The organism is Anoxybacillus sp. CHMUD (assembly GCF_013096965.1).
In the GTDB taxonomy this organism is placed as follows: Bacteria; Bacillota; Bacilli; order Bacillales; family Anoxybacillaceae; genus Anoxybacillus; species Anoxybacillus kestanbolensis_A.
The window spans coordinates 1-24,452 of record NZ_SDLG01000001.1 but is presented as its reverse complement, the minus strand read 5'-3'; the positions used below and the strand labels follow the sequence as shown (position 1 = coordinate 24,452).

Below are 24,452 nucleotides of genomic sequence, written 5' to 3'. Positions count from 1 at the left end.
TATTTATCACGTCCCGTTTTATAGTGAAGATAGAAGGATTTCATACAAAGAGGAGTGAGCGATGTGAAAAAGAAGTCACCGTTGTTCAAACGATTGAACTACGTGAAACCGATTGAACGTCATGCAGATGCGCATAGTGAAGTCACATATCAAGATCGCGATTGGGAGCAAATATATCGTAGAAGATGGCAACATGACAAGGTCGTACGCTCAACACATGGCGTAAACTGTACAGGTTCATGTAGTTGGGATATTTATGTGAAAGACGGTATCGTCACATGGGAAGGTCAAAAACTCGACTATCCAACAACAGGACCGGATATGCCCGATTTTGAACCGCGGGGCTGTCCGCGTGGGGCAAGTTTTTCTTGGTATATTTATAGCCCGCTTCGTGTCAAATACCCATACGTTCGTGGCGTGTTGTTAAATATGTGGCGTGAAGCATTGCAGCAACATAAAAATCCGATTGATGCTTGGAAAAGCATCGTTGAAAACCCGGAGAAAGCAAAGCGTTATAAGCAGGCGCGTGGAAAAGGTGGATTTGTTCGTGCGGAGTGGGATGAAGTATTAAAACTTGTTGCCACCTCTTTACTTTATACAGTCATGAAATATGGTCCAGATCGAAACGTTGGTTTTTCTCCAATTCCCGCAATGTCGATGGTTAGCCATGCAGCAGGTGCACGCTTTATGTCATTGATGGGTGGACCGATGTTAAGCTTTTATGATTGGTACGCTGACTTGCCACCAGCTTCACCACAAATTTGGGGAGATCAAACGGACGTTCCAGAAAGTAGCGACTGGTATAACGCTGGTTACATTATGACATGGGGATCAAACGTTCCAATGACGCGTACTCCAGACGCTCACTTTTTAGCAGAAGTTCGATACAAAGGAACAAAAGTCGTCTCGATTAGTCCAGACTTTGCTGAATCGACGAAGTTCGCGGATGAATGGTTGAGCGTTAAACAAGGGACAGACGGCGCTTTAGCGATGGCGATGGGGCACGTTATTTTAAAAGAGTTTTATGTAGATAGACAAGTACAATACTTTACAAACTACGCGAAAACATACACCGATTTTCCATTTTTAGTTACGTTGAAAAAGAAAGAAGATGGGCAATTTGTTGCTGATCGTTTCCTACACGCGTCTGATATTGGTCGAAATACGACAAATGGGGAATGGAAACCAGCGCTTTGGAATGAACGAACAAATGATTTTGCGATTCCGAATGGAACAATTGGTTCACGCTGGGAAAACAAAGGAAAATGGAACTTAAACATGGTAGACGAAGAAACAGAGGAAGCGATCGAGCCGCGACTGACGATGTTAGGCATAGAAGACGAGGTTGTAACTATACAAATTCCGTATTTTTCTCATGATGGAAACAAAATTTTAAAACGTGCTGTGCCTGTAAAACGCGTACAAACGGAGCATGAAGAATTATACGTTACGACCGTATATGATTTAGTGCTTGCTAACTATGGGGTTGATCGTGGGATCGGTGGTGAAGTAGCGAAAACATACGATGACCTTATTCCGTTTACGCCAGCATGGCAAGAAAACATCACAGGTGTAAAGCGGGATCTTGTCATTCAAATTGCGCGTGAGTTTGCGCAAAATGCGATCGATACAAAAGGTCGTTCCATGATTATTGTCGGTGCAGGAATTAATCATTGGTTTAACTCTGATACAATTTATCGAGCTGTTTTAAACCTTGTTTTATTCGTTGGAGCGCAAGGGGTGAACGGTGGAGGATGGGCGCATTATGTTGGTCAAGAAAAATTGCGTCCGGTAGAAGGATGGCAAACGATTGCCATGGCGCGTGACTGGCAGGCGCCACCGAAATTACAAAACGGAACATCATTTTACTATTTTGTGACAGACCAATGGCGTTATGAAGATACACCAGTTGGACAGCTCGTATCACCGCTTGCCAAAGAAGCACGTTATCAACATTATGCTGATTACAATGTTCTTGCGGTACGTTTAGGTTGGTTGCCTTCCTATCCAACTTTCGAAAAAAACGGAATCGATCTTTACAACGAAGCGGTCGCATCAGGGGCAAAAACAGTCGAAGACATTGGAGCATATATAGCGAAGCAGTTAAAAGAGAAAACGCTACGCTTTGCGATTGAAGATCCAGATAACGAGAAAAACTTTCCTCGCAATTTAATCGTGTGGCGTGCGAACTTAATTTCAAGTTCAGGAAAAGGACATGAATACTTTTTAAAACATTTGCTTGGTACATCGCACGGATTAATGAACGATGACAAAGATAGCCTTCGTCCGCAAGAAATAACGTGGCGTGAGGAAGCACCAGAAGGAAAATTAGATTTGCTCATTAACCTCGATTTTCGGATGGCTGGAACAGCTTTATATTCTGATGTGGTATTACCTGCAGCAACATGGTATGAGAAACATGATTTAAGTAGCACAGATATGCATCCATTTATTCATCCATTTAATCCTGCGATTGCGGTACCTTGGGAAGCGCGATCGGATTGGGAAATTTTCAAATCACTTGCGAAAGCCGTGTCACAAGTAGCGGAAGAAGTAGGAATGGCGCCGGTGAAAGAAGTTGTAGCGACACCGATTCTTCACGATACGCCACAAGAGTTAGCGCAACCGTTTGGAAAAATTAAAGATTGGAGTAAAGGGGAATGTGAACCGATTCCAGGAAAAACGATGCCGCAAATTCATGCTGTTGAGCGTGATTATACAAAAATATTTGAAAAAATGACAGCGCTCGGTCCAAACGTTGTCAAAGCACCTTTTGGCGTAAAAGGCATGACGTGGTCGGTAGAAGAAGAATATGAAAAATTAAAACATGTGTTAGGAACGGTTCGAGGCGCCACTGTTGCGAACGGCTGTCCAGATATAAGCGATGCGAAAAAAGTAGCTGAAGCCATTTTAACGCTTTCATCAACAACAAATGGGCATGTGGCGGTAAAAGCATGGGAATCTCTTGAGAAGAAAACGAACTTACAACTAAAAGATTTAGCAGAAGAACGGGAAGAAGAATGTTTCACATTTGAACAAATTACAGCGCAACCAAAAACAGTTATTACATCGCCGGCATTTAGCGGGTCCGAAAAAGGAGGACGTCGTTACTCGCCATTTACGACAAATGTTGAGCGACTCATTCCTTGGCGGACGTTAACAGGGCGTCAATCGTTTTATGTTGATCATGAGTTAATGCAAGAGTTTGGTGAAACGATGGCAACGTTTAAGCCAATTTTGCAACATAAACCGTTCCAAAAAAATCGTCCGGATGTAGAAGGAAAAGAGATTACGCTCAATTATTTAACGCCGCACAATAAATGGTCTGTCCATAGTATGTATTTCGATTCACAACCGATGTTAACACTATTCCGAGGCGGTCCAACGATTTGGTTAAGTAAAGAAGATGCAGAAGAAGCAGGAATCAAAGACAATGACTGGATCGAATGTTTTAACCGAAATGGTGTTGTTGTTGCGCGTGCAGTCGTTTCGCACCGTCTTCCAAGAGGAATTGCATTTATGCATCATGCACAAGATCGCCACATTAACGTGCCAGGGTCGAAGTTAACGAACAACCGGGGCGGTACGCACAACAGCCCGACGCGTATTCACGTCAAACCGACACATATGATCGGTGGTTATGCGCAATTAAGCTATGGATTTAACTATTACGGACCGACAGGAAATCAACGCGACTTGAACGTCATTATTCGCAAGTTGAAGGAGGTTGATTGGCTTGAAGATTAAAGCGCAAATTGGCATGGTAATGAATTTAGACAAATGTATTGGCTGCCATACGTGCAGCGTCACATGCAAAAACACCTGGACGAATCGTCCAGGTGCCGAATATATGTATTTTAACAACGTAGAAACAAAACCTGGCATCGGTTATCCGAAAAAATGGGAAGATCAAGAGAAATACAAAGGCGGTTGGGAGTTGAAAAACGGGGAGCTTCAACTAAAGTCCGGCTCGAAAGTAAACCGATTACTCAACTTATTTTACAATCCGAACTTGCCAACGATTGATGATTATTATGAACCGTGGAATTACGATTACGAGACACTAACAAATAGCCCTGAAAAGAAACATCAGCCAGTCGCTCGACCAAAATCCGCATTAACCGGCGAGTTTATGGAGTTAAAATGGGGTCCAAACTGGGAAGATGATTTAGCTGGAGCGCACATTACAGCGCTCGAAGATCCAAACGTAGTAAAAATGGAACAATCGATTCAAGCAGAATTTGAACAAGTGTTTATGATGTATTTGCCGCGTATTTGTGAGCATTGTGTGAATCCCCCTTGCGTATCAAGCTGTCCATCTGGGGCGATGTATAAACGCGAAGAGGATGGTGTCGTTCTCGTTGACCAAAACGCTTGCCGTGCTTGGCGATATTGTGTATCAAGCTGCCCGTACAAAAAAGTATATTTTAACTGGCAAACAAGTAAAGCAGAAAAATGTACATTATGTTTCCCACGATTAGAAGCTGGATTGCCAACAATTTGTTCTGAAACGTGCGTAGGACGGGTGCGTTACCTTGGCGTTATGTTATATGACGCAGATCGAGTAAAGGAAGCGGCGAGCGTCACGAATGAAAAAGATTTATATGAAGCACAGCTATCGATTTTCTTAAATCCGCATGATCCAGAAGTAATTGCGAAAGCGAAAGAAGAAGGCATTCCGCAAGCGTGGATTGAGGCGGCACAACAATCACCAATTTATAAAATGATCGTTGATTGGAAAATCGCATTACCGTTACATCCGGAATATCGAACATTGCCAATGGTATGGTATATTCCACCATTAAGCCCAATTACAAATATGATTGAAGGAAAAGGAAGCAGAGCAAGTGAATACGACATTTTCCCAGCGATTGATGAGATGCGCATTCCGATCGAATATTTAGCTCATTTATTAATGGCTGGTGATCAAGCACATATTCGTATAGTGCTGAAAAAAATGGCAGCGATGCGTTTATATATGCGTGCGCTACAAACAAATAAACAACCGAATGAACAAATGGTTCAGTCGTTAGGATTAACCGGAGAAGATATTGAAGAAATGTACCGTTTATTAGCGATTGCTAAATACAACGACCGTTTCGTCATTCCAGCATCGCATCGCGAACAAGTCGCTGAACTATATGCAGAACAAGGCACGTGTGGATTATCGTTTATGGGGGGGCCAGGTTCATGCGGCACTATTTCATCATAAAGGGGGAGAATTTGAATGGATTATGCTCATGTACAAACGGTGTTTGAAATCGTTTCGTATTTGTTATCGTACCCAGATCGACAATGGCGTGACCAACTTGATGATTGTGCAATGTTTAGTCAACAAATTCCGCATCGCCCTATTGTGCAAAACATACAAAAATTTATTGATTATGTAAAACAAACGGATGAAACGTCATGGATTGAAACATATGTGTATACGTTTGATTTTGGCAAAAAAACAAATTTATACGTCACATATATGAGCACGGGCGAACAAAGAGAACGTGGAATCGAATTGTTACAATTGAAGCAACTGTACAAATCCGCGGGTTTTGACATAACAGAGAGGGAATTGCCGGACTACTTGCCACTTATGCTTGAATTTGCGTCTCAAGCTGAACGTGTTCATGTTCAGTCGCTCATGCAAAAATATTTCAATCATATATCTCACATTCGTGAACAGCTCATTGCAGCTGAAAGTTATTACGCCATTTTATTCGATGTGTTACTTATGGCACTTGAAGAAATCGGTGTGCGTAAACTTGCGGAAGGGAGCGTGTCGTAATTGCTCGAACAATTCCTTTGGGGATACTTCCCTTACATCGTTTTGACGATTTTTATTGGCGGACATATTTATCGCTATCAGCACGATCAGTTTGGTTGGACGACAAAATCGAGCGAGTTTCTTGAAAAAAAATCGTTGCGACTCGGAAGTATTTTATTTCATTGGGGAATCGTCTTCGTTTTTATCGGTCATGTGATGGGTATTCTTATTCCAAAATCGGTCTATGATGCAATTGGCATTTCTGAACATACGTATCATACGATGGCGATTGCGTTCGGGCTTCCGGCAGGGATTGTTTCTATTGTTGGTTTAGCGATTCTTATTCAACGTCGTTTAACCGTTAAACGCATTCGCCTAACAACCAGTAAAGCGGATTGGCTCGTTCTCATTTTGTTAGCGATCGTCATGTTAACGGGTTTTGCTTCTACATCGCTGAACGTCAATGCTAATGAATTTGATTATCGCACAACGATCAGCCCTTGGTTTCGCACCGTTTTAACGTTTCGTGCTGATCCAACGTATATGGAAAGCGTACCGATTTGGTTTAAAATTCATATCGTCTCCGCTTTATGTATTTTCGTTGTTTGGCCATTTACGCGATTAGTTCATATATTTAGTATGCCGTTTCGTTATTTAAGCCGAAGTTACGTTGTTTATCGTCGTCGAATGCCGAAACAACAATGAAAGAAGCGATAATGAAAAGAGGTCTCTTTTGCGAGAGCTCTTTTCTTATTTTCCGACATTGAGTTAAAATAAGGATGTATATGTAAATGACATAGAAAGAGTGATAGTTGTGAACGATCAAGTAAATCGTCTCCGAAAAATCGTAAAAGAAAAAACATGGGTGTCGTTTTTGTACAACAACCATCCGTATAGTTTACTTCATTGGTCCGTTGCAGGATTTTCAAACGACGAACGCGACGTTTGGCTTTTGCAAGATGAAATGACGTTCGAAACACAGTCGTTCGTTCAACTAGATGAAGCGCTTGCATGGATTGAGCAACATATGCCACATATTACAGATATTTTATAGGGGGACGAATCCCCCTTCTTATTGTGGAGAGTTTTGCCGTTTCGTCGGATGAATTGCTTTTTCTAATTCTTCCTTTGCGATCACAGGACGAACGGTATCGGCTGTTGGTTTTCCTTTTTGGCTTTTATTTGTTGCCATGAGAGCTCACTCCTTTATAGTTGTTCACAGTTAGTTTGAAAAAAGAAGGGGATGTTTATGCTAAAAGATCGATTAAATGAGCAATTGATCGAACAGCTAAAACAAAAACAAAAGCAGCTACAAGAAAAAGAACAAAAGCGAAAAGAAGAAGAGGAAGCAAAGCGTAAAGAAGAAGCTCGTAAACGTGAAAAAAATAAAACGTTTGCCGAATGGTTAGAAGAAAGTGACTTAGATTGGCGAAAATTCAAATAACCGAGGGCGCCCCCCTCGGTTACCGATGATCGGTGAATATCGTTTGTTTTGTTAGCTGTTTTAATAAAGCCACTTGTTCATCGCTCAATGTGACTGATTGAGCAGCGACGTTTTCGATGAGCTGTGTCAATCGGCTTGCGCCTGGAACAACTGTTGCGACGACTTCGTGCGCTAAACAAAAACGAAGAGCAATCGCCGTTAGGGTTTCATTTGGAGCAACGGCTTTTAGTTTTGGAATAAGTGTGACTAATTCATCGAATAAATAATCGACATAGCCGTTTTGTTTTATTTCTTCGCTTGCTTGGTCAAGTGGACGTTCAGTCAATAATCCTTTCGCTAGCGGCCCGCGTGCAATGACGCTAATGTGATGTTGTTTCAAAAGCGGAAACCATTCTTCAGCACGGCGATCGAGCAAACTATATGGCATCATAACAGAAACGATGCGCGAGCGTTTGACGTATTCGCGAATGACGTTTGGGCGCATGGAGGAAATGCCGTAATAACGAATCACGCCTTCTTGTTGCAATTCCTCAAACGCCTCAATTGTTTCATCAATCGGATCATCAATTGTCCCACCATGTAATTGATATACATCAATATAATCGGTTTGTAATCGTCGCAAGCTATGTTTCACAGCTTCTTTTATGTATGCTTTTGACGGGTCCCACGTCCAACGGCTTCCTTGTTCTGTCCAACGATTTCCTACTTTTGTTGCAATGATGACATCGTGGCGCTTTCCTTTTAACGCTTTTCCAACGATTTCTTCATTCACTCCACGATCATATAAATCGGCTGTATCGAAGTAGTTGACCCCTTTGTCGATCGCTTCATGAATGATGCGAATCGCTTCGCCCTCCGAAGTTCCAAGCGACATGCAACCGAAGCCAATTTCACTTACATATAAGTTCGAATGTCCGAGTTTCCGTTTTTTCATGTGCTCCCTCCTTTTTTAACATTATAACGAATAAGTTTTCCATTTGTCTTCGTAGATGTAGTACAATCGATATGAAACGATGACATGGTGGTGAAATAATGGATCATTTATATGAAAAAACGATGAATCAACAGCGTATTTTTTCCGGAAAAGTGATTGATGTGTATGTTGAAGATGTATTATTGCCAAATGGAGAAACGAGCAAGCGTGAAATTGTCAAGCATCCTGGAGCAGTTGCGGTACTTGCGATAACGGAAGAAAATAAAATCGTGCTCGTTCGTCAATATCGAAAAGCGCTAGAGCGGGTGCTGGTGGAAATTCCAGCAGGGAAGCTCGAGAAAGGGGAGGCACCGCTTGAAACGGCCAAGCGTGAGCTAGAAGAAGAAACAGGATATGTATGTGAAAAAATGGAGCCGCTTCACTCTTTTTACACATCGCCTGGGTTTGCAGATGAGTTAGTACATATATTCCTTGCGAAAGGACTGACGAAAAAAAGCGAAAAGCAAATGCTCGATGACGACGAGTTTGTGGATGTACTCGAAGTCACGTTAGAAGAAGCGTTGAAAATGGTTGAAGACAAACAAATTTACGATGCAAAAACGATTTACGCTCTTTTATATTGGCAATTGCATATGTAAAGCGGTCATCGCGACCGCTTTTTGTCATATCACGCCCCTTTTCCCATACAATGTAGTAACAGAGCGTGTAGGGGGATGGGGCGATGAGAAAACGATCATGGACGACAACATGGGGGCAACACGTACAAGAACATTATACGACATATGTATTCACCGTCGTTCTTTTTGTGATGGGCATTATTTTTGGTGCTATTGTCGTCAATAGCTTAAGCTTTAGCCAAAAAGAAGATTTATATTATTATTTAACGAATTTTTTTGGACAAGTTTCTGCAGGAAACATGGCGAGTGCACATGATGTATGGAAAGAAAGTTTTTTGCAAAATTTGAAATATATCGGCTTGATGTGGATTTTAGCTATGTCGCTTGTGGGGCTACCACTTATTTTAATTTTATTATTTTTAAAAGGCCTCGTTGTTGGATTTACAGTTGGGTTTTTAGTCAGCCAAATGGGTTGGAACGGATTTTTGCTAGCTTTCGTATCTGTCGTTCCGCAAAATATCATTCTCGTTCCGATCTTTATTGTGATGGCGGCTGTATCCATTTCATTTTCTTTAAAAATGATTCGTCACCAATTTGTGAAGCGAACACATGAACCAATTTTTCGTGCGATGCTTCGCTATACGTTTGTTATGTTATCGTTTAGTATCGCTTTAGCGTTAGCCTCTTCTCTTGAGGCATATGTATCCCCGTTGCTCATGAAAGAAGTTGTGCAATGGATAGAAAAATAATTATTATTTAATAATCATTTTATTTATCAATTTGTAATCATTTTATTTTGACACGTTCCTTTCTTTTGTTATAATGAGAATGAGTAACGAGGGAGGGAAAGGAAATGGAAAGTCGGCTTGACCGAATAAAAAAACAACTGCATGCAGCAAGCTATAAATTAACGCCGCAACGTGAAGCGACAGTACGGGTGTTGCTCGAACATGAAGAAGATCATTTAAGCGCGGAAGATGTTTACCTCCTCGTGAAAGAAAAAGCGCCTGAGATTGGGTTAGCTACTGTATATCGCACGTTGGAGTTATTAACAGAGTTGAAAATTGTCGATAAAATTAACTTCGGGGATGGCGTTTCCCGCTACGATCTTCGTAAAGAAGGTGCGGCGCACTTTCACCATCATTTAGTGTGCATTGAATGTGGCGCGGTCGATGAAATTCAAGAAGATTTATTAGAAGATGTCGAGGCGATTGTGGAACGAGATTGGAATTTTAAAATTAAAGATCACCGCTTGACGTTTCACGGCATCTGTCATCGTTGTCAAGATAAGCATGAGGAGCAGTAAAACCTTTTCGGCTATGAAAAGGTTTTTTCACTTATGTATAAAATGCAATGAAACAGGCATATCCTCTTACTATATGACAGTTAACGGGGGTATGCCATGAGAACAATCGTGGATGTATTAAAGGTTTTTCTTTTATTTACGGGATGTACGATTTTATTTTATTATAGTATTGTATGGATGAGTGAAGAATATAACTATTATCGTCGCTACGATGAGCCGATGGGATCAGCAGTGAAAGTATCGACAATGGAGCAGCAAGAAACACATTGGCTCGATCGGCTATTGCTTTTCTATCAAAACGGGGAGTAGGGTGCGCGTGGAAGATCAAGTAAAAGATTTTATTCATTATTTAATTGTTGAGCGCAATTTAGCACATAACACGATCGTATCATATGAGCGTGACTTAAAAAAATACGTTCAATATTTACAAAAAGTCGAACAAATATGTCATTGGAACGATGTAACCCGTTTTCATATTATGCAATTTTTAAAGTTTTTAAAAGAAAAAGGAAGCTCGCCGAAAACGATTGCCCGTCATCTAGCATCTGTTCGATCGTTTCATCAATTTTTATTGCGTGAAAAAGCGGTTGATCAAGATCCGACCGTTCATATCGAGACGCCGCAACTGCCACGAAAATTGCCTAACGTGTTATCGATGGCGGAAGTTGAGGCTTTACTCGAGGCACCGAAACAAAACACACCGTTTAGCATTCGCGATAAGGCGATGTTAGAACTTTTATATGCGACAGGTATTCGTGTAAGCGAGCTCATTCAATTGAACATATCTGACGTTCATTTGACGATGGGATTCATTCGTTGTTACGGAAAAGGTCGAAAAGAGCGCATCGTTCCAATCGGGAAAATGGCGACAGAAGCATTAAAGCGGTATATAGAGCAAGGTCGACCAGAACTGTTACAAAGAAAAAAGGGCACGACAGACGCGTTGTTTTTAAATCATCATGGTGAGCGTTTAACACGACAAGGATGCTGGAAAATTTTAAAGCGACTCGCTCAAGAAGCGAATATTCAAAAACAATTAACTCCTCATACGTTGCGCCATTCGTTTGCGACTCATTTATTAGAAAATGGGGCCGATTTGCGCGCCGTACAAGAAATGCTCGGACATGCGGATATTTCTACAACGCAAATTTATACGCACGTAACGAAAACGCGTTTAAAAGATGTATACAAACAGTTTCATCCACGAGCGTAACTGTGACGATAATTTGTCACAGTTTTTTTATTGCAATTCATTATGAAAACGTTTTATAATTTAGTTGTCAGACTTCTGACAAATAGGAACAATGCGTGATTTTGTTTCATAGTGAGCATGCTATGAAATGAGTGAAGCGATTGAGGAGGTAAAACGGTGAAACCTACATATAAACGTGTATTTTTAATTGTGATGGATTCAGTTGGAATTGGCGAAGCGCCAGATGCTGAAAAATATAACGATAAAGGCGCGGATACGCTTGGGCATATTGCACAACATCGCGGAGGTTTGCATATGCCGAACATGGCGAAGTTAGGCTTAAGCAACATTCGCGAAATCGAAGGGATTCCAAAAGCAGAGAAGCCGCTCGCGTATTTTACGAAAATGCAAGAAGCGTCCGCGGGAAAAGATACGATGACAGGTCATTGGGAGTTAATGGGTCTTCGTATCGATACACCGTTTCAAGTATTTCCTGACGGATTTCCAAACGAGTTAATTGAGGAATTAGAAAAACGAACAGGAAGAAAAGTGATCGGCAATAAACCAGCAAGTGGCACAGCGATTATTGATGAGCTCGGCCCTGAACATATGGAAACAGGTGCGCTTATTGTATATACGTCAGCTGATTCAGTGTTACAAATTGCAGCGCATGAAGAAGTCATTCCATTAGAAGAACTATATCGCATTTGTAAAATTGCGCGTGAATTGACGCTTGATGAAAAATATATGGTCGGTCGCGTCATTGCTCGTCCATTTATCGGGAAGCCAGGAAGCTTCCAACGGACAGCGAATCGTCACGATTATGCGTTAAAACCGTTCGGACGGACAGTGATGAACGAACTGCAAGATGCTGGGTACGATGTCATTGCGATCGGAAAAATTGCTGACATTTACGATAACGAAGGTGTGACACAAACGTTGCGCACAAAATCAAACATGGACGGAATGGACAAATTAGTTGATACGTTACAAATGAACTTTACAGGACTCAGCTTTTTGAATCTTGTTGATTTTGATGCACTATACGGTCACCGTCGCGACCCGAAGGGATATGGTGATGCGTTAGAAGAGTTCGATGCACGTTTGCCGGAAGTGTTTGAACGTTTAAAAGAAGACGATTTATTAATCATTACAGCAGACCATGGAAACGACCCTGTTCATCACGGCACAGATCATACGCGCGAATACGTACCGCTTCTTGTGTATAGCCCAAGCATGAACGGAGGTAAACAACTTCCATTGCGTGAAACGTTTGCAGATGTAGGTGCAACGATTGCAGAAAACTTCGGTGTGAAGATGCCAAAATACGGAACAAGTTTTTTACAAGAGTTGAAATAAGGAGCGTGAACAAATGAATCGAGCAGCTATTGAACAAGCGGCACAATTTTTAAAAGAAAAGTTTCCAACTTCACCGCAAATCGGCTTAATTCTTGGCTCTGGCTTAGGTGTGTTGGCGGATGAAATTGAACAAGCCATTAAAATTCCGTACAGCGACATTCCGAATTTCCCTGTATCGACGGTTGAAGGGCATGCCGGTCAGCTCGTATACGGTCAGTTAGAAGGGGCAACAGTTGTCGTTATGCAAGGGCGCTTCCATTATTACGAAGGATACAGCTTTGATAAAGTCACGTTTCCGGTCCGTGTCATGAAGGCACTCGGCGTCGAACAGCTCGTTGTTACGAACGCGGCAGGTGGTGTAAATGAATCGTTTGAACCGGGCGATTTAATGATTATTTCAGATCATATTAATAACATGGGCGGCAATCCGCTTATCGGTCCGAATGATTCTGCACTTGGGGTGCGCTTCCCAGACATGTCGGAAGCATATAGTAAACGACTTCGTCAACTTGCCAAAGATGTAGCAAACGACATCGGTTTACGTGTGCGCGAAGGCGTGTATGTCGCTAATACGGGTCCAGCGTATGAAACGCCGGCAGAAATTCGTATGATTCGTGTCATGGGTGGCGATGCTGTTGGTATGTCAACGGTGCCTGAAGTGATCGTTGCTCGCCATGCTGGAATGGAAGTGCTCGGTATTTCGTGTATTTCGAATATGGCTGCAGGTATTTTAGATCAGCCACTCACACATGATGAAGTAATCGAAACGACGGAAAAAGTAAAAGCCGACTTTTTACGATTTGTGAAGGCGATCGTACGCAACATGGCGAAAAATTAAACGAGAAGGTGAACGACGATGAGAATGGTCGATTTAATTGAGAAAAAACGTGATGGTCATGCGTTAACGAAAGAAGAAATTCAGTTTATTATTGAAGGTTACACAAAAGGCGATATTCCTGATTATCAAATGAGCGCATTAGCGATGGCGATTTTTTTCCGCGGCATGAATGAAGAAGAGACAGCGGAATTGACGATGGCGATGGTGCATTCGGGCGATACGATTGATCTTTCGAAAATCGAAGGGATTAAAGTTGATAAACATTCAACAGGTGGGGTAGGCGATACGACGACTCTCGTTTTAGGTCCGCTTGTTGCTTCTGTCGGTGTTCCGGTTGCGAAAATGTCGGGGCGCGGCCTTGGACATACGGGTGGCACGATCGATAAACTAGAATCGGTGCCAGGTTTTCACGTTGAAATTACGAACGATGAATTTATCGATCTTGTGAATAAAAATAAAATTGCCGTTGTCGGTCAGTCTGGTAATTTGACGCCAGCGGACAAAAAGTTGTATGCGCTTCGTGATGTGACGGCAACGGTCAATAGCATTCCGTTAATTGCCTCATCGATTATGAGCAAAAAAATTGCCGCAGGGGCAGATGCGATCGTACTTGACGTAAAAACAGGTGCGGGCGCGTTTATGAAAGATTTAAACGATGCAAAAGCATTAGCGAAAGCGATGGTCGATATCGGAAATCGGGTTGGGCGTAAAACGATGGCAATTATTTCTGATATGAGCCAGCCGCTCGGTTATGCGATCGGAAATGCGCTTGAAGTGAAAGAAGCGATTGATACGTTAAAAGGAGAAGGTCCAGAAGATTTACAAGAGCTGTGCTTAGTGCTTGGTAGCCACATGGTATATTTAGCGGAAAAAGCATCTTCGCTTGAAGAAGCTCGTCATATGTTAGAAAAAGCGATGAAAGACGGTTCAGCCCTTCAAACATTTAAAACGTTCTTAGCTGCACAAGGTGGCGATGCATCTGTTGTCGATGACCCAAGCAAATTGCCGCAAGCAAAATATATTATTGAACTAGAAGCGAAAGAAGATGGATACGTATCCGAAATTGTCGCGGATGCGGTCGGAACGGCGGCGATGTGGCTTGGTGCAGGGCGAGCGACGAAAGAATCAACGATCGATTTAGCTGTCGGTCTCGTGCTTCGCAAAAAAGTCGGCGATGCGGTGAAAAAAGGTGAATCGCTCGTTACAATTTACAGCAATCGCGAACAAATTGATGATGTAAAACAAAAACTATATGAAAACATTCGCATTTCAGCAACTCCTGTGCAAGCACCAACATTAATTTACGATAAAATTTCGTAACCTGAAGGATTCATTCCTTCAGGTTTTTTTATGTATAAAAAAATAAAAAATGGAAAGGATGGCAAGTATAAAGAAATGGAGGGTTGGAGATGAAGCGATTTTTTTGCATGTTTGCTATCGCGTTTCTTTTTCTTCCAAGCGTCGTTGTGCGCGCGGAACAGCCGAAAATTGAATTAGCACCTGAGGCGCGATCAGCAATTTTAATTGAGAGAGACACAGGGGCTGTTTTGTATGAAAAAAATGCCCATGAGCCGCTTCCACCAGCGAGCATGACGAAAATTATGACAATGCTTCTCATTATGGAAGCGATTGATCAAGGAAAGTTGAAGATAGACGAGCGAGTGCGGGCAAGTGAATACGCTGCATCGATGGGTGGTTCGCAAATTTTTCTTGAACCAGGAGAAGAAATGACGGTTGACGATTTGTTAAAAGGTATTGCGATCGGATCGGGCAATGATGCGTCCGTTGCGTTAGCGGAACGAATTGCAGGATCAGAAGAAGCGTTCGTCCATATGATGAACGAAAAAGCAAGGCAACTTGGTTTAAAACATACGGCATTTGAAAATACGACAGGTTTACCAGCGAAAAATCATTATAGCACTGCGTACGATATGGCGGTGATGGCAAAGGAACTATTGAAATATGATTTAATTACAAAATACACAGGTACGTATGAAGATTATTTACGAGAAAATACGGACAAAAAGTTTTGGCTCGTCAATACAAATCGACTTGTCAAATTTTATCCGGGTGTTGACGGGTTGAAAACAGGTTATACGAGCGAAGCAAAATACTGTCTAACCGCGACAGCGAAAAAAGGGAATATGCGCGTTATTGCTGTTGTGTTTGGAGCGCCAACACCAAAGGCAAGAAACGCACAAATTACAAAAATGTTAGATTATGCGTTTAGTCATTACGAAACGAAACCGCTTTATAAAAAAGGCGAAACGATCGCCATGCTTCCTGTCAGTAAAGGAAAGAAAAAGTCGGTCGCCGTTGTGACGTCTGAGCCCATTTCTGTTTTGTTGAAAAAAGGGGAAAAATCTGAAGCAGTAAAAACGACATGGAAGTTGAATAAAAAAGCGAAAGCTCCCGTAAAAAAAGGAGATGTGCTCGGTACGCTCGTTGTGAAAAAAGATGGAGCGGTGATTGCCAAAAGTCCTTTAGTAGCAAAAGAGCAAGTGGAAGAAGCAAATATGTGGGAGTTGTTTAAACGAATGTTTAACTCATTCTCGCGCACATCTTGACGAAACAGGGCGAATGGCGACTAGTTTTGTCGGGAAGAAGGATTGACGCATAAACAAATCGAATTCTTCCTTAACCCAAGAGGATAAGGAGGAAATGATCGTGAGTTTATCGATTCAATTAGAAGTGAAACAACATGTATTGCTCGTACGATTAGCTGGAGAGCTCGATCATCATACAGCAGAACAGTTGCGTGCAGAAATTACGGATGTATTAGAACGAGAACGAATAAAAGCAATCGTTTTAAACTTAAATGAGTTAACGTTTATGGATAGTTCAGGATTAGGTGTTATTTTAGGAAGATATAAACAAATACAACGCATGGGTGGGGAGATGGTTGTTTGTTCCGTTTCTCCTTCCATTAAGCGTTTATTTGATATGTCAGGGCTGTTTAAAATTATTCGTTTAGAAGTGAATGAACAGTACGCATTACAAACGTTGGGGGTGGCGTAAATGAGAAATGAAATGCACCTTCAGTTTTCCGCCCTCAGCCAAAATGAATCGTTTGCTCGTGTGACGGTTGCAGCGTTTGTTGCGCAACTCGATCCGACGCTCGATGAGTTAACCGAAATTAAAACAGTCGTATCCGAAGCTGTAACAAATGCGATTATTCACGGCTACGAAAATGATCCAAGCGGCGTTGTCTACATTTCTGTCATCATTGAAGGACATACGGTTCATTTAACGATTCGCGACCACGGAAAAGGGATTGAAAATGTGGAAGAAGCGCGACAGCCGTTATTTACGACAAAGCCAGAGCTCGAGCGTTCTGGCATGGGGTTTACGATTATGGAAAATTTCATGGATGAAGTAAACATTTACTCAAAAGTGAATGAAGGAACAACGGTGGAGCTGATTAAGCATTTAACGAAAAGCAAAGCGCTATGTAATTAAGGGAGACGTGCCTATGGATGTCGAGGTACAAGCTGTCAAAGACCATGAGATCAAAGAATTGATTCGGAGGAGCCAGCAAGGTGACCAGCAAGCGCGCGATGAGATTATTGAAAAAAATATGCGGCTTGTTTGGTCGGTTGTGCAGCGGTTTTTAAACCGCGGATACGAGCCTGAAGATTTGTTTCAAATCGGTTGCATCGGTTTAATGAAATCGGTCGATAAATTTGATTTATCTTACGACGTCAAATTTTCAACGTATGCGGTACCGATGATTCTTGGGGAAATTCAACGATTCATTCGCGATGATGGGTCCGTCAAAGTGAGCCGTTCATTAAAAGAAATTGGCAATAAAATTAGAAAGGCAAAAGACGAATTGTCGAAACAAAACGGTCGCGTCCCAACGGTGAATGAAATTGCACAGTTTTTGCAAATTTCACCCGAGGATGTTGTGCTAGCTCAAGAAGCTGTTCGTTCACCGACGTCCATTCATGAAACGGTGTACGAAAACGACGGTGATCCGATTACGTTGCTTGATCAAATTGCGGACGAGCAAGACGTTTGGTTTGACAAAATCGCATTAAAAAAGGCAATGGAAGAGCTAGATGAACGAGAGCGACTCATCGTCTACTTGCGCTATTATAAAGACCAAACCCAATCAGAAGTGGCAGCTAGATTAGGCATCTCTCAAGTACAAGTGTCTCGTTTAGAGAAGAAAATATTGCAACAAATGAAAGCCCGAATGGATGAATAAGTCCGTTCGGGCTTTCATGCATATACATAACGATCATATCTCATACTACTAGTACAACGATGGAGGCAAGGTGTCAGTATGAAAGAAACGATTTTTTTGAAAATGCGTCATCGTATTCAAGTGAAGCCGAATGCAACGATTCGGGTAGGGGATGTGGCACAAGTTGTCGCAACAAAACGAATCGATGATATTGTACAAACTCCTATTTATACGGTGCAGAAAAAAGATCGCAACATTGTCATTATCGATGTGATGCATGTGATGAAAGCGTTAATGAACGTTGTTCCTCAAGACGATATTCAATCACTTGGACCGTCGCAAACGATCGTTGAAGTCGTTTGTGAGAAAAAGCGATGGGGGTATTTGTACGTCCCGATCGTATGGCTTCTTCTATTCATTGGCTCCGGTCTTGCGATTATGAACTTTCACGAAGATGTGAGCATGCAGCAAGTACAACAACGGCTGTATCGGGTAATTACAGGGAAAGAAGTAGAAAAACCGTTATGGTTTCAAATTCCGTATTCGCTCGGGCTTGGACTTGGCATGATTTTATTTTTTAATCACTTTTTTAAAAAGCGAATTAACGAAGAACCGAGCCCGCTTGAAGTTGAGATGTTTCAATACCAACAATCGCTCGATCAATATGTCATTATGCATGAAAATAAAGAGGCGATGAGGCGAATGGATGATGATTCGTGAGTTTGTTGTAGCTTTTGTTGGATTGGCAGGAGGGCTAGCTGTCGGTTCTGGTTTTGTTGCATTTTTAACTGTTCTCGGTGTTATTCCACGCTTGACCCAACTCACAAAAACGATGAAATGGATTGCGACGTATGAATGGGGTGTTGTACTTGGTGCGGTTGTAAGTAGCTGGGTTAGCTTGCGCGATCCGTTGCTTTCTTTTCCGCCAATTGTGACAAGTGTCATTGGTTTATTGAGCGGTGTGTTCGTCGGTATGCTTGCTGCGGCATTAACGGAAGTGTTAAATGTGTTTCCGATTTTAGCAAAACGGCTTGGTATCGATGAACAAATTGTCATGTTACTCATGGCGATGGTGTTTGGTAAAGTCGCAGTATCTCTTTTCCATTGGATATATTTCGTTGATCGCTAGGAGGAGGCGTATGTTGAAAGCTTTTTTAGTCGGTGGATTCATTGCGGTCGTTGCCCAAGCGCTTCGCGATATGTACATCATATTGTTTCATATGGGTGAAGCGGAAGCCGTTCGCTGGATGAACGGGACGTTGATGGTATGTGCTGCGATATTTACGCCAATCCGATTTTATCGCCGATTGACACAATTTGCAGGGGCGGGAATGATTGTACCGATGATGAGTCTAGCAAACATATGGAGTGCTAGCGCTCTTGAGTATCGCAATGAGGGAGTAGCAGAACATATGCTTTCTGTTGGCGGGAGTGTCCTTGTCACATTAGTTGTCGCATCATACGTTGCAGCGTTGTTTTTGTAAGGGGGGGTTCGATGAAAAAAATAGGAGAGCAAACGATTGTATTTGAGAAAAACATTTACATCGAATCGAGCGGCACCGTCGTTGGACCGAAAGAGCGTGAAGGTCCGCTCGGCTCATCATTTGATCGTGCTTACGACGATTTATATTGCGGTGAACAAAGTTGGGAGCTCGCGGAACGGCGACTTATGAAAGAAGCGATTATGATTTGTTTAACGAAAGGAAAAGTACAAGCGCACGATGTCGATTTATTTATCGCAGGGGATTTACTGAATCAAACGGTCACCGCGAATTATGTTGCAAGTGAATTACATATTCCATTTTTAGGAGTATTTAGCGCTTGTTCAACGATGACGGAAGCCATGCTTGTGGCTAGTACGTTCATTGATGGTGCATTTGCCCACCGTGTGCTAGTTGCAACAAGCAGTCACTATGGTGCAGCGGAACGTCAATTTCGTTTCCCGACGACAATTGGCGTCCAAAAGGGGGAAAGCGCATCGTGGACTGTAACAGGAGGAGCAGCAGCGCTATTAAGTACGACACGTTCGCCATTTCGGATTCGCACGGCAACGATCGGACGCGTGATCGATAGCGGTGTGACGGATCCGCTCGATATGGGACGAGCGATGGCACCAGCAGCATTTGCAACGATTAGGCAACATTTGATAGACTGTGGGCTTTCGATCGAAGCGTATGATGTGATTATCACAGGGGATTTAGGAAAAGTTGGGAGTAGTGAATTAAAGTCGTTATGCTATGATGCAGGCATGAACTTAAGTGAGAGATACGATGACTGTGGTGTGCTTATTTACGATACGGAACAACAAGCATTTGCAGGTGGAAGCGGATGTGCATGTTGTGCTGTTGTAACGTACAGTTATTTTCTTGAGAAAATGAGAGAGAGAAAAATAAAGACGATGCTCGTTGTTGCGACAGGAGCATTATTTAATAGTACGATGATGAAGCAAAATCAAACGATTCCGGCGATCGCTCATGCGATTGCGATTGAAGCGGTGACGTGAAGATGGAGTACGTATACGCATTTATCATTGGCGGTATGTTATCGCTTATCGGGCAATTATTGCTTATAAAATGGCCACTCACTCGCCTAGTGACAATATTTTTGCTTATTGGCGTGGCGCTCGAAGCGACAAGTTTATACGACCCTATGCAATCACTGGCGCATGCGGGGATCGAGATGACGCTTGTTCACGTTGGTGCTTCTTGTATACAAGCGGTGAAAACAGGGGACTTTACAAATATCGTTTTTTTTCTTTCTTTTCCGATCGCTATAGCTTGGGTGACCGCTGTTGTTTGTAAGCCGAGAGGACGGATGAAATGAAAAAAAGGAAAGTTATTTTAGTGACAGACGGAGATCAACATGTGCAACGTGCCCTTGAATGGTTAGCGAAAAAACTTGGTGCTCGTTGCATTAGCCAATCGCAAGGCAACCCATCGCGGTTGACAGGAAAACAGCTTGTTGAACTTATTTTGCAGACGCCGTATGACCCTGTTTTTGTTATGTTTGATGATAGTGGCATTATCGGTGAAGGGGCGGGAGAACAAGCGCTTCGCTATGTTGCAACACATGAACAAATTGATGTGCTCGGAGCGATAGCGGTGGCGTCTGATACGAACAATCAAGAGTGGACGAAAGTAAATATTTGCATCGATTATGATGGGAACTTCACAACATACGGTGTCGATAAAGAAGGAATTGCTGAGTGGGAATTCGGTCGAGTGAATGGTGATACAGTATATTGTTTAGATGAATTATCTATCCCGATTGTTGTCGGAATTGGAGATATTGGAAAAATGAGACGTCGTGATGATATTCGCCACGGTTGCCCGATTACACGCAAAGCGATTGAATATATTCTTGAAAGGAGTAAACGTGATGAAACCAGAAAGTTACACACCGATTTCCCCGAAGTTGAATGAAAACGAGCAATTTTTCAAAGATGCGATCGGGGTTGGCACGAGCTTCGATTTAGGTGTCCGTAAACTAAACATTTTAAAAACAGATGTTCATTTATATTATTGTAACGGTCTTTGTGATACACAATATATTATCGAGTTACTTGAAATGCTTGTTCAAGTGAACGATCACGAGAGACAATCAGTAAAGTTGCCTGAAATTATTGAAAACCGTCTCGTTCATCAACAAGTGAATCCAGTAAAAAGTTTAGATGAGGCGGTCGACTTTTTGTTGACGGGTTTAATTTTATTGTTTATTGATGGAGAGACGAAAGCGTTTGCTGTTGATGTCCGCAGTTATCCAGGACGTTCGCCTGAGGAACCAGATACAGAAAAAGTGGTGCGCGGGGCGCGCGATGGGTATGTAGAAAATATTGTCGTCAATACAGCACTCACTCGCCGACGCATTCGTGATGAACGGCTTCGCTTTGAGATGATGCAAGTGGGTGAGCGTTCAAAAACGGACATTTGTATCGCCTATATTCAAGATGTCGCCGATCCGGGGCTTGTTGAACTCATTAAGAAGGAATTAAACGAAATTAAAATTGATGGGTTAACGATGGCAGATAAAACAATTGAAGAATTTTTAGTGAAACAAGGATACAACCCGTATCCGCTCGTTCGTTATACAGAAAGACCTGACGTCGCAGCGACTCATTTGTTAGAAGGGCATGTGATTATTATGGTTGATACGTCGCCAAGCGTTATTATTACACCAACGACGTATTTCCATCACGTTCAACATGCGGAAGAATATCGGCAATCGCCAGCTGTAGGAACGTTTGTACGATGGGTGCGGTTTTTAGGCATCTTTGCTTCACTTTTCTTACTCCCGCTTTGGTTTGTATTTGTCCTTGACCCTTCGTTATTGCCAGAAAAATTATCATATATCGGTCCGAATGAAAAAACAAATATCTCGATTTTTGTGCAACTTCTCATTGCTGATATTGGTATTGAGTTTTTGCGTATGGCTGCAATCCATACGCCAACACCACTATCGACAGCGATGGGCTTAATTGCGGCGGCGTTAATTGGACAAATCGCTATTGACGTCGGGCTGTTTGTGCCGGAAGTGATTTTATATGTGTCTATTGCTGCGATCGGTTCTTTTGCGACACCGAGCTATGAACTAAGCATTGCAAATAAAATTTTCCGTCTTTTATTTTTAGTGGTCATTGCGTTGTTTGGCGTCCCAGGATTTATGATTGGCGTTACGGGGTTTTTACTTTTCCTTGCGAACATTCGCTCGTTGAATACTCCATATTTATGGCCGTTTATTCCCTTTGATCCCGGGGCATTTATGCAAATTATTGTACGACGATCTGTGGCTGGTTCATCGATTCGCCCAAGCATCGTACATCCGCAAAATAAACAAAAACAATCGACATAAAAAGGTTGAAACGTACCAAAATTTATGGTACGTTTTCTTTAATTATTTCGGAATCATCAGGAGGATGTATAATTATGCACGGAACGATGGGAATAAACGAACGGGGTCATTTAGAAATTGGCGGCGTAGATACGATTGACTTAGCTCATCTATACGGAACCCCACTCTACATTTATGATGTTGCCCTTATTCGCGAGCGTGCTCGGGCGTTTAAGCGTATGTTTGATAAACATCGTGTACGTGCGCAAGTCGCGTATGCAAGCAAAGCGTTTTCGACAATAGCGATCGTGCAATTAATGGAACAAGAAGGATTATCTCTCGATGTCGTCTCGGGCGGTGAGCTGTACACCGCGTTAGCTGCTGGATTTCCGGTCGAACGCATTCATTTTCACGGCAACAATAAAAGCGAAGAAGAGTTACAAATGGCGATTGAAGCAAAAATCGGTTGTGTTGTCGTCGATAATTTTTATGAGTTAGAGATGTTGCAACAACTTTGTCGCACTCATAAATATACGATGCCAATTTTATTACGTGTCACACCAGGCATTGAGGCCCATACGCACGACTATATTTTAACAGGGCAAGAAGATTCAAAATTTGGATTTGATTTGCATAACGGACAAGCAGATGAAGCGTTACAGCGTGCGCTCGCTTCTTCCTATATTCATGTGCTTGGCATTCATTGTCATATCGGTTCGCAAATTTTTGATGCGACAGGTTTTGTTCTTGCGACGAAAAAATTATTTGAAAAGCTTGCTATATGGCGTGATACGCATCATTTCACTGCGCAAGTTGTCAATCTTGGCGGCGGTTTTGGCATTCGGTACACGAAAGAAGATGATCCGCTCGCACCGGAACAGTACGTCGAACAAATTATTGAAGAAGTGAAACGGAACGTAGCCTCATTTCATTTACCATTCCCAGAAATTTGGATTGAGCCGGGGCGTTCGCTTGTCGGTGATGCTGGAACAACGATTTATACGATTGGCTCGCGTAAAGAGGTGCCAAACGTTCGTCAATATGTTGCGGTAGATGGGGGAATGAGCGACAACATTCGACCTGCGCTATATGAAGCGAAATATGAAGCAGTGCTAGCGAATCGGATGCATGACCATTGTGAAGAAGTCGTGGCGATTGCAGGGAAATGTTGTGAGTCAGGCGATATGCTCATTTGGGATTTACCGCTTCCGAAAGCGCAACCGGGCGATTATTTAGCTGTTTTTTGTACGGGAGCTTACGGCTATGCGATGGCAAATAACTACAATCGCATTCCGCGTCCGGCGGTCGTATTTGTTGAAGACGGTGAAGCACAGCTTGTTGTGAAGCGTGAAACGTATGAAGATTTAATTAGACTCGATTTGCCACTTAAGACGAAAGTAAAAAAATAACCGAGGTCTTCACCTCGGTTATTGCTCGTTTATGCATAGGTAGGCGTTATGCTCCAAATGCTCCGCGGTAACTATTCAGCCACATCATAAAGTGAGCTGAATATTTTTTGCTTTTCCTGTCTATGATGTGAATATTGATAGACAAGGAGGTGAATCGCATGTTGACGGTACAACAAGCTGTATTTACAGTTGAAAGCTTAATCAGCAAAGTCCAACAGCAAAAGCAGCTCATTACTCACCAACAACAAGTCATTGAGCAACTGTTGAAAGAAAACAAACAGCTACGCAAAGAAAATGAACAACTGAAGTACCGTGTTCAAGAGCTGGAAGCACGCACGAAAAAAAACAGCTCCAATAGCCATTTGCCCCCATCTTCTGACCGTTTTGCCAACACACGTTCTTCTCGTCAACCATCTGGCAACAAGCCAGGCGGACAAGAAGGACATCAAGGAACGACGCTCCGTCAAGTGGAACATCCACATCATCGTGTCGTCCACCGTGTGCATACGTGTCAAGGATGTGGGGTTTCTTTGCGCGACGTCAAACCGTTCAAAGTCGATGTCCGTCAAGTGTTTGATG

The 24,452-nt window shown here is 42.4% G+C and carries 28 protein-coding genes; 27 read left to right on the top strand and 1 reads right to left on the bottom strand.

Annotated features, from left to right (window positions below; genetic code table 11):
- The first annotated feature begins 63 nt into the window (after positions 1 to 63).
- The 6 genes from ETB99_RS00140 (at position 64) to ETB99_RS00115 (ending at position 7,202) form a co-directional block, all read left to right on the top strand.
- Positions 64 to 3,747, top strand: coding sequence for a nitrate reductase subunit alpha (locus ETB99_RS00140; RefSeq protein ID WP_171699634.1), 3,684 nt, complete (start codon positions 64 to 66; stop codon positions 3,745 to 3,747).
- Positions 3,737 to 5,212 carry a nitrate reductase subunit beta gene (narH, locus tag ETB99_RS00135; protein WP_077428681.1) on the top strand — a complete coding sequence of 492 codons (1,476 nt, stop codon included), beginning with the start codon at positions 3,737 to 3,739 and terminating at the stop codon, positions 5,210 to 5,212. The genes ETB99_RS00140 and narH overlap by 11 nt, the downstream gene beginning before the upstream one ends.
- A gap of 15 nt (positions 5,213 to 5,227) precedes the next feature.
- A complete protein-coding gene (narJ, locus tag ETB99_RS00130) occupies positions 5,228 to 5,779 on the top strand; it encodes a nitrate reductase molybdenum cofactor assembly chaperone (protein ID WP_077428680.1) in 552 nt (183 codons plus the stop codon).
- Complete coding sequence (gene narI / locus ETB99_RS00125) at positions 5,780 to 6,463, top strand: respiratory nitrate reductase subunit gamma (RefSeq protein WP_171699633.1); 684 nt, start codon at positions 5,780 to 5,782, stop codon at positions 6,461 to 6,463.
- Positions 6,464 to 6,572: 109 nt separating this feature from the next.
- Entirely contained in the window at positions 6,573 to 6,812 is a 240-nt protein-coding gene (locus ETB99_RS00120) for a YqkC family protein (protein WP_009373834.1), read from the top strand.
- A 189-nt stretch (positions 6,813 to 7,001) separates the two neighbouring features.
- Entirely contained in the window at positions 7,002 to 7,202 is a 201-nt protein-coding gene (locus ETB99_RS00115) for a DUF3886 domain-containing protein (RefSeq protein WP_006318172.1), read from the top strand.
- Between the two features lie 19 nt (positions 7,203 to 7,221).
- Here the strand turns inward: ETB99_RS00115 and ETB99_RS00110 are convergent, their stop codons facing one another.
- Complete coding sequence (locus ETB99_RS00110) at positions 7,222 to 8,136, bottom strand: aldo/keto reductase (RefSeq protein ID WP_077428678.1); 915 nt, start codon at positions 8,134 to 8,136, stop codon at positions 7,222 to 7,224.
- 98 nt (positions 8,137 to 8,234) lie between these two features.
- On the opposite strand from ETB99_RS00110, the gene ETB99_RS00105 reads away from it, so the two are divergent.
- The 21 genes from ETB99_RS00105 to ETB99_RS00005 form a co-directional block, all read left to right on the top strand.
- On the top strand, positions 8,235 to 8,774 hold the full coding sequence (locus tag ETB99_RS00105; protein ID WP_006318175.1) for an NUDIX hydrolase: 540 nt from the start codon (positions 8,235 to 8,237) through the stop codon (positions 8,772 to 8,774).
- An 83-nt stretch (positions 8,775 to 8,857) separates the two neighbouring features.
- A complete protein-coding gene (gene spoIIM, locus ETB99_RS00100; protein WP_004889696.1) occupies positions 8,858 to 9,502 on the top strand; it encodes a stage II sporulation protein M in 645 nt (214 codons plus the stop codon).
- A gap of 104 nt (positions 9,503 to 9,606) precedes the next feature.
- The gene (fur, locus tag ETB99_RS00095) at positions 9,607 to 10,059 is read left to right on the top strand and encodes a ferric iron uptake transcriptional regulator (protein ID WP_004889697.1); all 453 of its coding nucleotides are present in this window, start codon (positions 9,607 to 9,609) and stop codon (positions 10,057 to 10,059) included.
- Positions 10,060 to 10,155: 96 nt separating this feature from the next.
- Positions 10,156 to 10,368, top strand: a complete 213-nt coding sequence (locus ETB99_RS00090; protein WP_077428677.1) for a YqzK family protein — start codon at positions 10,156 to 10,158, stop codon at positions 10,366 to 10,368.
- Positions 10,369 to 10,375: 7 nt separating this feature from the next.
- On the top strand, positions 10,376 to 11,272 hold the full coding sequence (xerD, locus tag ETB99_RS00085) for a site-specific tyrosine recombinase XerD (RefSeq protein ID WP_171699632.1): 897 nt from the start codon (positions 10,376 to 10,378) through the stop codon (positions 11,270 to 11,272).
- A gap of 156 nt (positions 11,273 to 11,428) precedes the next feature.
- Complete coding sequence (gene deoB / locus ETB99_RS00080; RefSeq protein ID WP_077428676.1) at positions 11,429 to 12,610, top strand: phosphopentomutase; 1,182 nt, start codon at positions 11,429 to 11,431, stop codon at positions 12,608 to 12,610.
- Positions 12,611 to 12,623: 13 nt separating this feature from the next.
- Positions 12,624 to 13,448, top strand: a complete 825-nt coding sequence (locus tag ETB99_RS00075; protein WP_077428675.1) for a purine-nucleoside phosphorylase — start codon at positions 12,624 to 12,626, stop codon at positions 13,446 to 13,448.
- Between the two features lie 18 nt (positions 13,449 to 13,466).
- Positions 13,467 to 14,768 (top strand): pyrimidine-nucleoside phosphorylase, encoded by a 1,302-nt coding sequence (locus ETB99_RS00070; RefSeq protein ID WP_171699631.1) that lies wholly within the window; start codon positions 13,467 to 13,469, stop codon positions 14,766 to 14,768.
- A gap of 89 nt (positions 14,769 to 14,857) precedes the next feature.
- Entirely contained in the window at positions 14,858 to 16,015 is a 1,158-nt protein-coding gene (locus ETB99_RS00065; protein ID WP_171699630.1) for a D-alanyl-D-alanine carboxypeptidase family protein, read from the top strand.
- Between the two features lie 100 nt (positions 16,016 to 16,115).
- The gene (spoIIAA, locus tag ETB99_RS00060; protein WP_035018571.1) at positions 16,116 to 16,466 is read left to right on the top strand and encodes an anti-sigma F factor antagonist; all 351 of its coding nucleotides are present in this window, start codon (positions 16,116 to 16,118) and stop codon (positions 16,464 to 16,466) included.
- Entirely contained in the window at positions 16,467 to 16,907 is a 441-nt protein-coding gene (gene spoIIAB, locus ETB99_RS00055; protein ID WP_004889709.1) for an anti-sigma F factor, read from the top strand.
- 13 nt (positions 16,908 to 16,920) lie between these two features.
- Positions 16,921 to 17,658 carry an RNA polymerase sporulation sigma factor SigF gene (gene sigF / locus ETB99_RS00050; protein ID WP_004889712.1) on the top strand — a complete coding sequence of 246 codons (738 nt, stop codon included), beginning with the start codon at positions 16,921 to 16,923 and terminating at the stop codon, positions 17,656 to 17,658.
- A gap of 78 nt (positions 17,659 to 17,736) precedes the next feature.
- A complete protein-coding gene (locus ETB99_RS00045; protein ID WP_077428671.1) occupies positions 17,737 to 18,357 on the top strand; it encodes a stage V sporulation protein AA in 621 nt (206 codons plus the stop codon).
- A complete protein-coding gene (locus ETB99_RS00040; RefSeq protein WP_171699724.1) occupies positions 18,347 to 18,766 on the top strand; it encodes a stage V sporulation protein AB in 420 nt (139 codons plus the stop codon). The genes ETB99_RS00045 and ETB99_RS00040 overlap by 11 nt, the downstream gene beginning before the upstream one ends.
- A gap of 10 nt (positions 18,767 to 18,776) precedes the next feature.
- Entirely contained in the window at positions 18,777 to 19,121 is a 345-nt protein-coding gene (locus ETB99_RS00035) for a SpoVA/SpoVAEb family sporulation membrane protein (protein WP_077428670.1), read from the top strand.
- 11 nt (positions 19,122 to 19,132) lie between these two features.
- Positions 19,133 to 20,140 (top strand): stage V sporulation protein AD, encoded by a 1,008-nt coding sequence (gene spoVAD, locus ETB99_RS00030; protein WP_077428669.1) that lies wholly within the window; start codon positions 19,133 to 19,135, stop codon positions 20,138 to 20,140.
- Between the two features lie 2 nt (positions 20,141 to 20,142).
- The gene (locus tag ETB99_RS00025; RefSeq protein WP_129000479.1) at positions 20,143 to 20,460 is read left to right on the top strand and encodes a SpoVA/SpoVAEb family sporulation membrane protein; all 318 of its coding nucleotides are present in this window, start codon (positions 20,143 to 20,145) and stop codon (positions 20,458 to 20,460) included.
- Positions 20,457 to 21,059, top strand: coding sequence for a stage V sporulation protein SpoVABEA (gene spoVAEA / locus ETB99_RS00020; protein ID WP_077428668.1), 603 nt, complete (start codon positions 20,457 to 20,459; stop codon positions 21,057 to 21,059). The genes ETB99_RS00025 and spoVAEA overlap by 4 nt, the downstream gene beginning before the upstream one ends.
- Positions 21,016 to 22,485, top strand: a complete 1,470-nt coding sequence (locus tag ETB99_RS00015; protein ID WP_077428667.1) for a spore germination protein — start codon at positions 21,016 to 21,018, stop codon at positions 22,483 to 22,485. The genes spoVAEA and ETB99_RS00015 overlap by 44 nt, the downstream gene beginning before the upstream one ends.
- A 68-nt stretch (positions 22,486 to 22,553) precedes the next feature.
- A complete protein-coding gene (lysA, locus tag ETB99_RS00010; protein WP_129000975.1) occupies positions 22,554 to 23,873 on the top strand; it encodes a diaminopimelate decarboxylase in 1,320 nt (439 codons plus the stop codon).
- Positions 23,874 to 24,031: 158 nt separating this feature from the next.
- Positions 24,032 to 24,452: DUF6444 domain-containing protein (locus tag ETB99_RS00005; RefSeq protein WP_253263511.1), on the top strand; the 421-nt coding region annotated here is incomplete at its 3' end.

Bases quoted from the DNA above. Each gene is read 5' to 3' on its own strand.
- narJ (WP_077428680.1), top strand. From the start codon at position 5,228: ATGGATTATGCTCATGTACAAACGGTGTTTGAAATCGTTTCGTATTTG.
- ETB99_RS00115 (WP_006318172.1), top strand. From the start codon at position 7,002: ATGTTTATGCTAAAAGATCGATTAAATGAGCAATTGATCGAACAGCTA.
- ETB99_RS00110 (WP_077428678.1), bottom strand. From the start codon at position 8,136: ATGAAAAAACGGAAACTCGGACATTCGAACTTATATGTAAGTGAAATT.
- ETB99_RS00105 (WP_006318175.1), top strand. From the start codon at position 8,235: ATGGATCATTTATATGAAAAAACGATGAATCAACAGCGTATTTTTTCC.
- spoIIM (WP_004889696.1), top strand. From the start codon at position 8,858: ATGAGAAAACGATCATGGACGACAACATGGGGGCAACACGTACAAGAA.
- fur (WP_004889697.1), top strand. From the start codon at position 9,607: ATGGAAAGTCGGCTTGACCGAATAAAAAAACAACTGCATGCAGCAAGC.
- ETB99_RS00090 (WP_077428677.1), top strand. From the start codon at position 10,156: ATGAGAACAATCGTGGATGTATTAAAGGTTTTTCTTTTATTTACGGGA.
- ETB99_RS00075 (WP_077428675.1), top strand. From the start codon at position 12,624: ATGAATCGAGCAGCTATTGAACAAGCGGCACAATTTTTAAAAGAAAAG.
- ETB99_RS00070 (WP_171699631.1), top strand. From the start codon at position 13,467: ATGAGAATGGTCGATTTAATTGAGAAAAAACGTGATGGTCATGCGTTA.
- ETB99_RS00065 (WP_171699630.1), top strand. From the start codon at position 14,858: ATGAAGCGATTTTTTTGCATGTTTGCTATCGCGTTTCTTTTTCTTCCA.
- spoIIAB (WP_004889709.1), top strand. From the start codon at position 16,467: ATGAGAAATGAAATGCACCTTCAGTTTTCCGCCCTCAGCCAAAATGAA.
- sigF (WP_004889712.1), top strand. From the start codon at position 16,921: ATGGATGTCGAGGTACAAGCTGTCAAAGACCATGAGATCAAAGAATTG.
- ETB99_RS00045 (WP_077428671.1), top strand. From the start codon at position 17,737: ATGAAAGAAACGATTTTTTTGAAAATGCGTCATCGTATTCAAGTGAAG.
- ETB99_RS00040 (WP_171699724.1), top strand. From the start codon at position 18,347: ATGATTCGTGAGTTTGTTGTAGCTTTTGTTGGATTGGCAGGAGGGCTA.
- ETB99_RS00035 (WP_077428670.1), top strand. From the start codon at position 18,777: ATGTTGAAAGCTTTTTTAGTCGGTGGATTCATTGCGGTCGTTGCCCAA.
- spoVAD (WP_077428669.1), top strand. From the start codon at position 19,133: ATGAAAAAAATAGGAGAGCAAACGATTGTATTTGAGAAAAACATTTAC.
- ETB99_RS00025 (WP_129000479.1), top strand. From the start codon at position 20,143: ATGGAGTACGTATACGCATTTATCATTGGCGGTATGTTATCGCTTATC.
- spoVAEA (WP_077428668.1), top strand. From the start codon at position 20,457: ATGAAAAAAAGGAAAGTTATTTTAGTGACAGACGGAGATCAACATGTG.
- ETB99_RS00015 (WP_077428667.1), top strand. From the start codon at position 21,016: ATGAAACCAGAAAGTTACACACCGATTTCCCCGAAGTTGAATGAAAAC.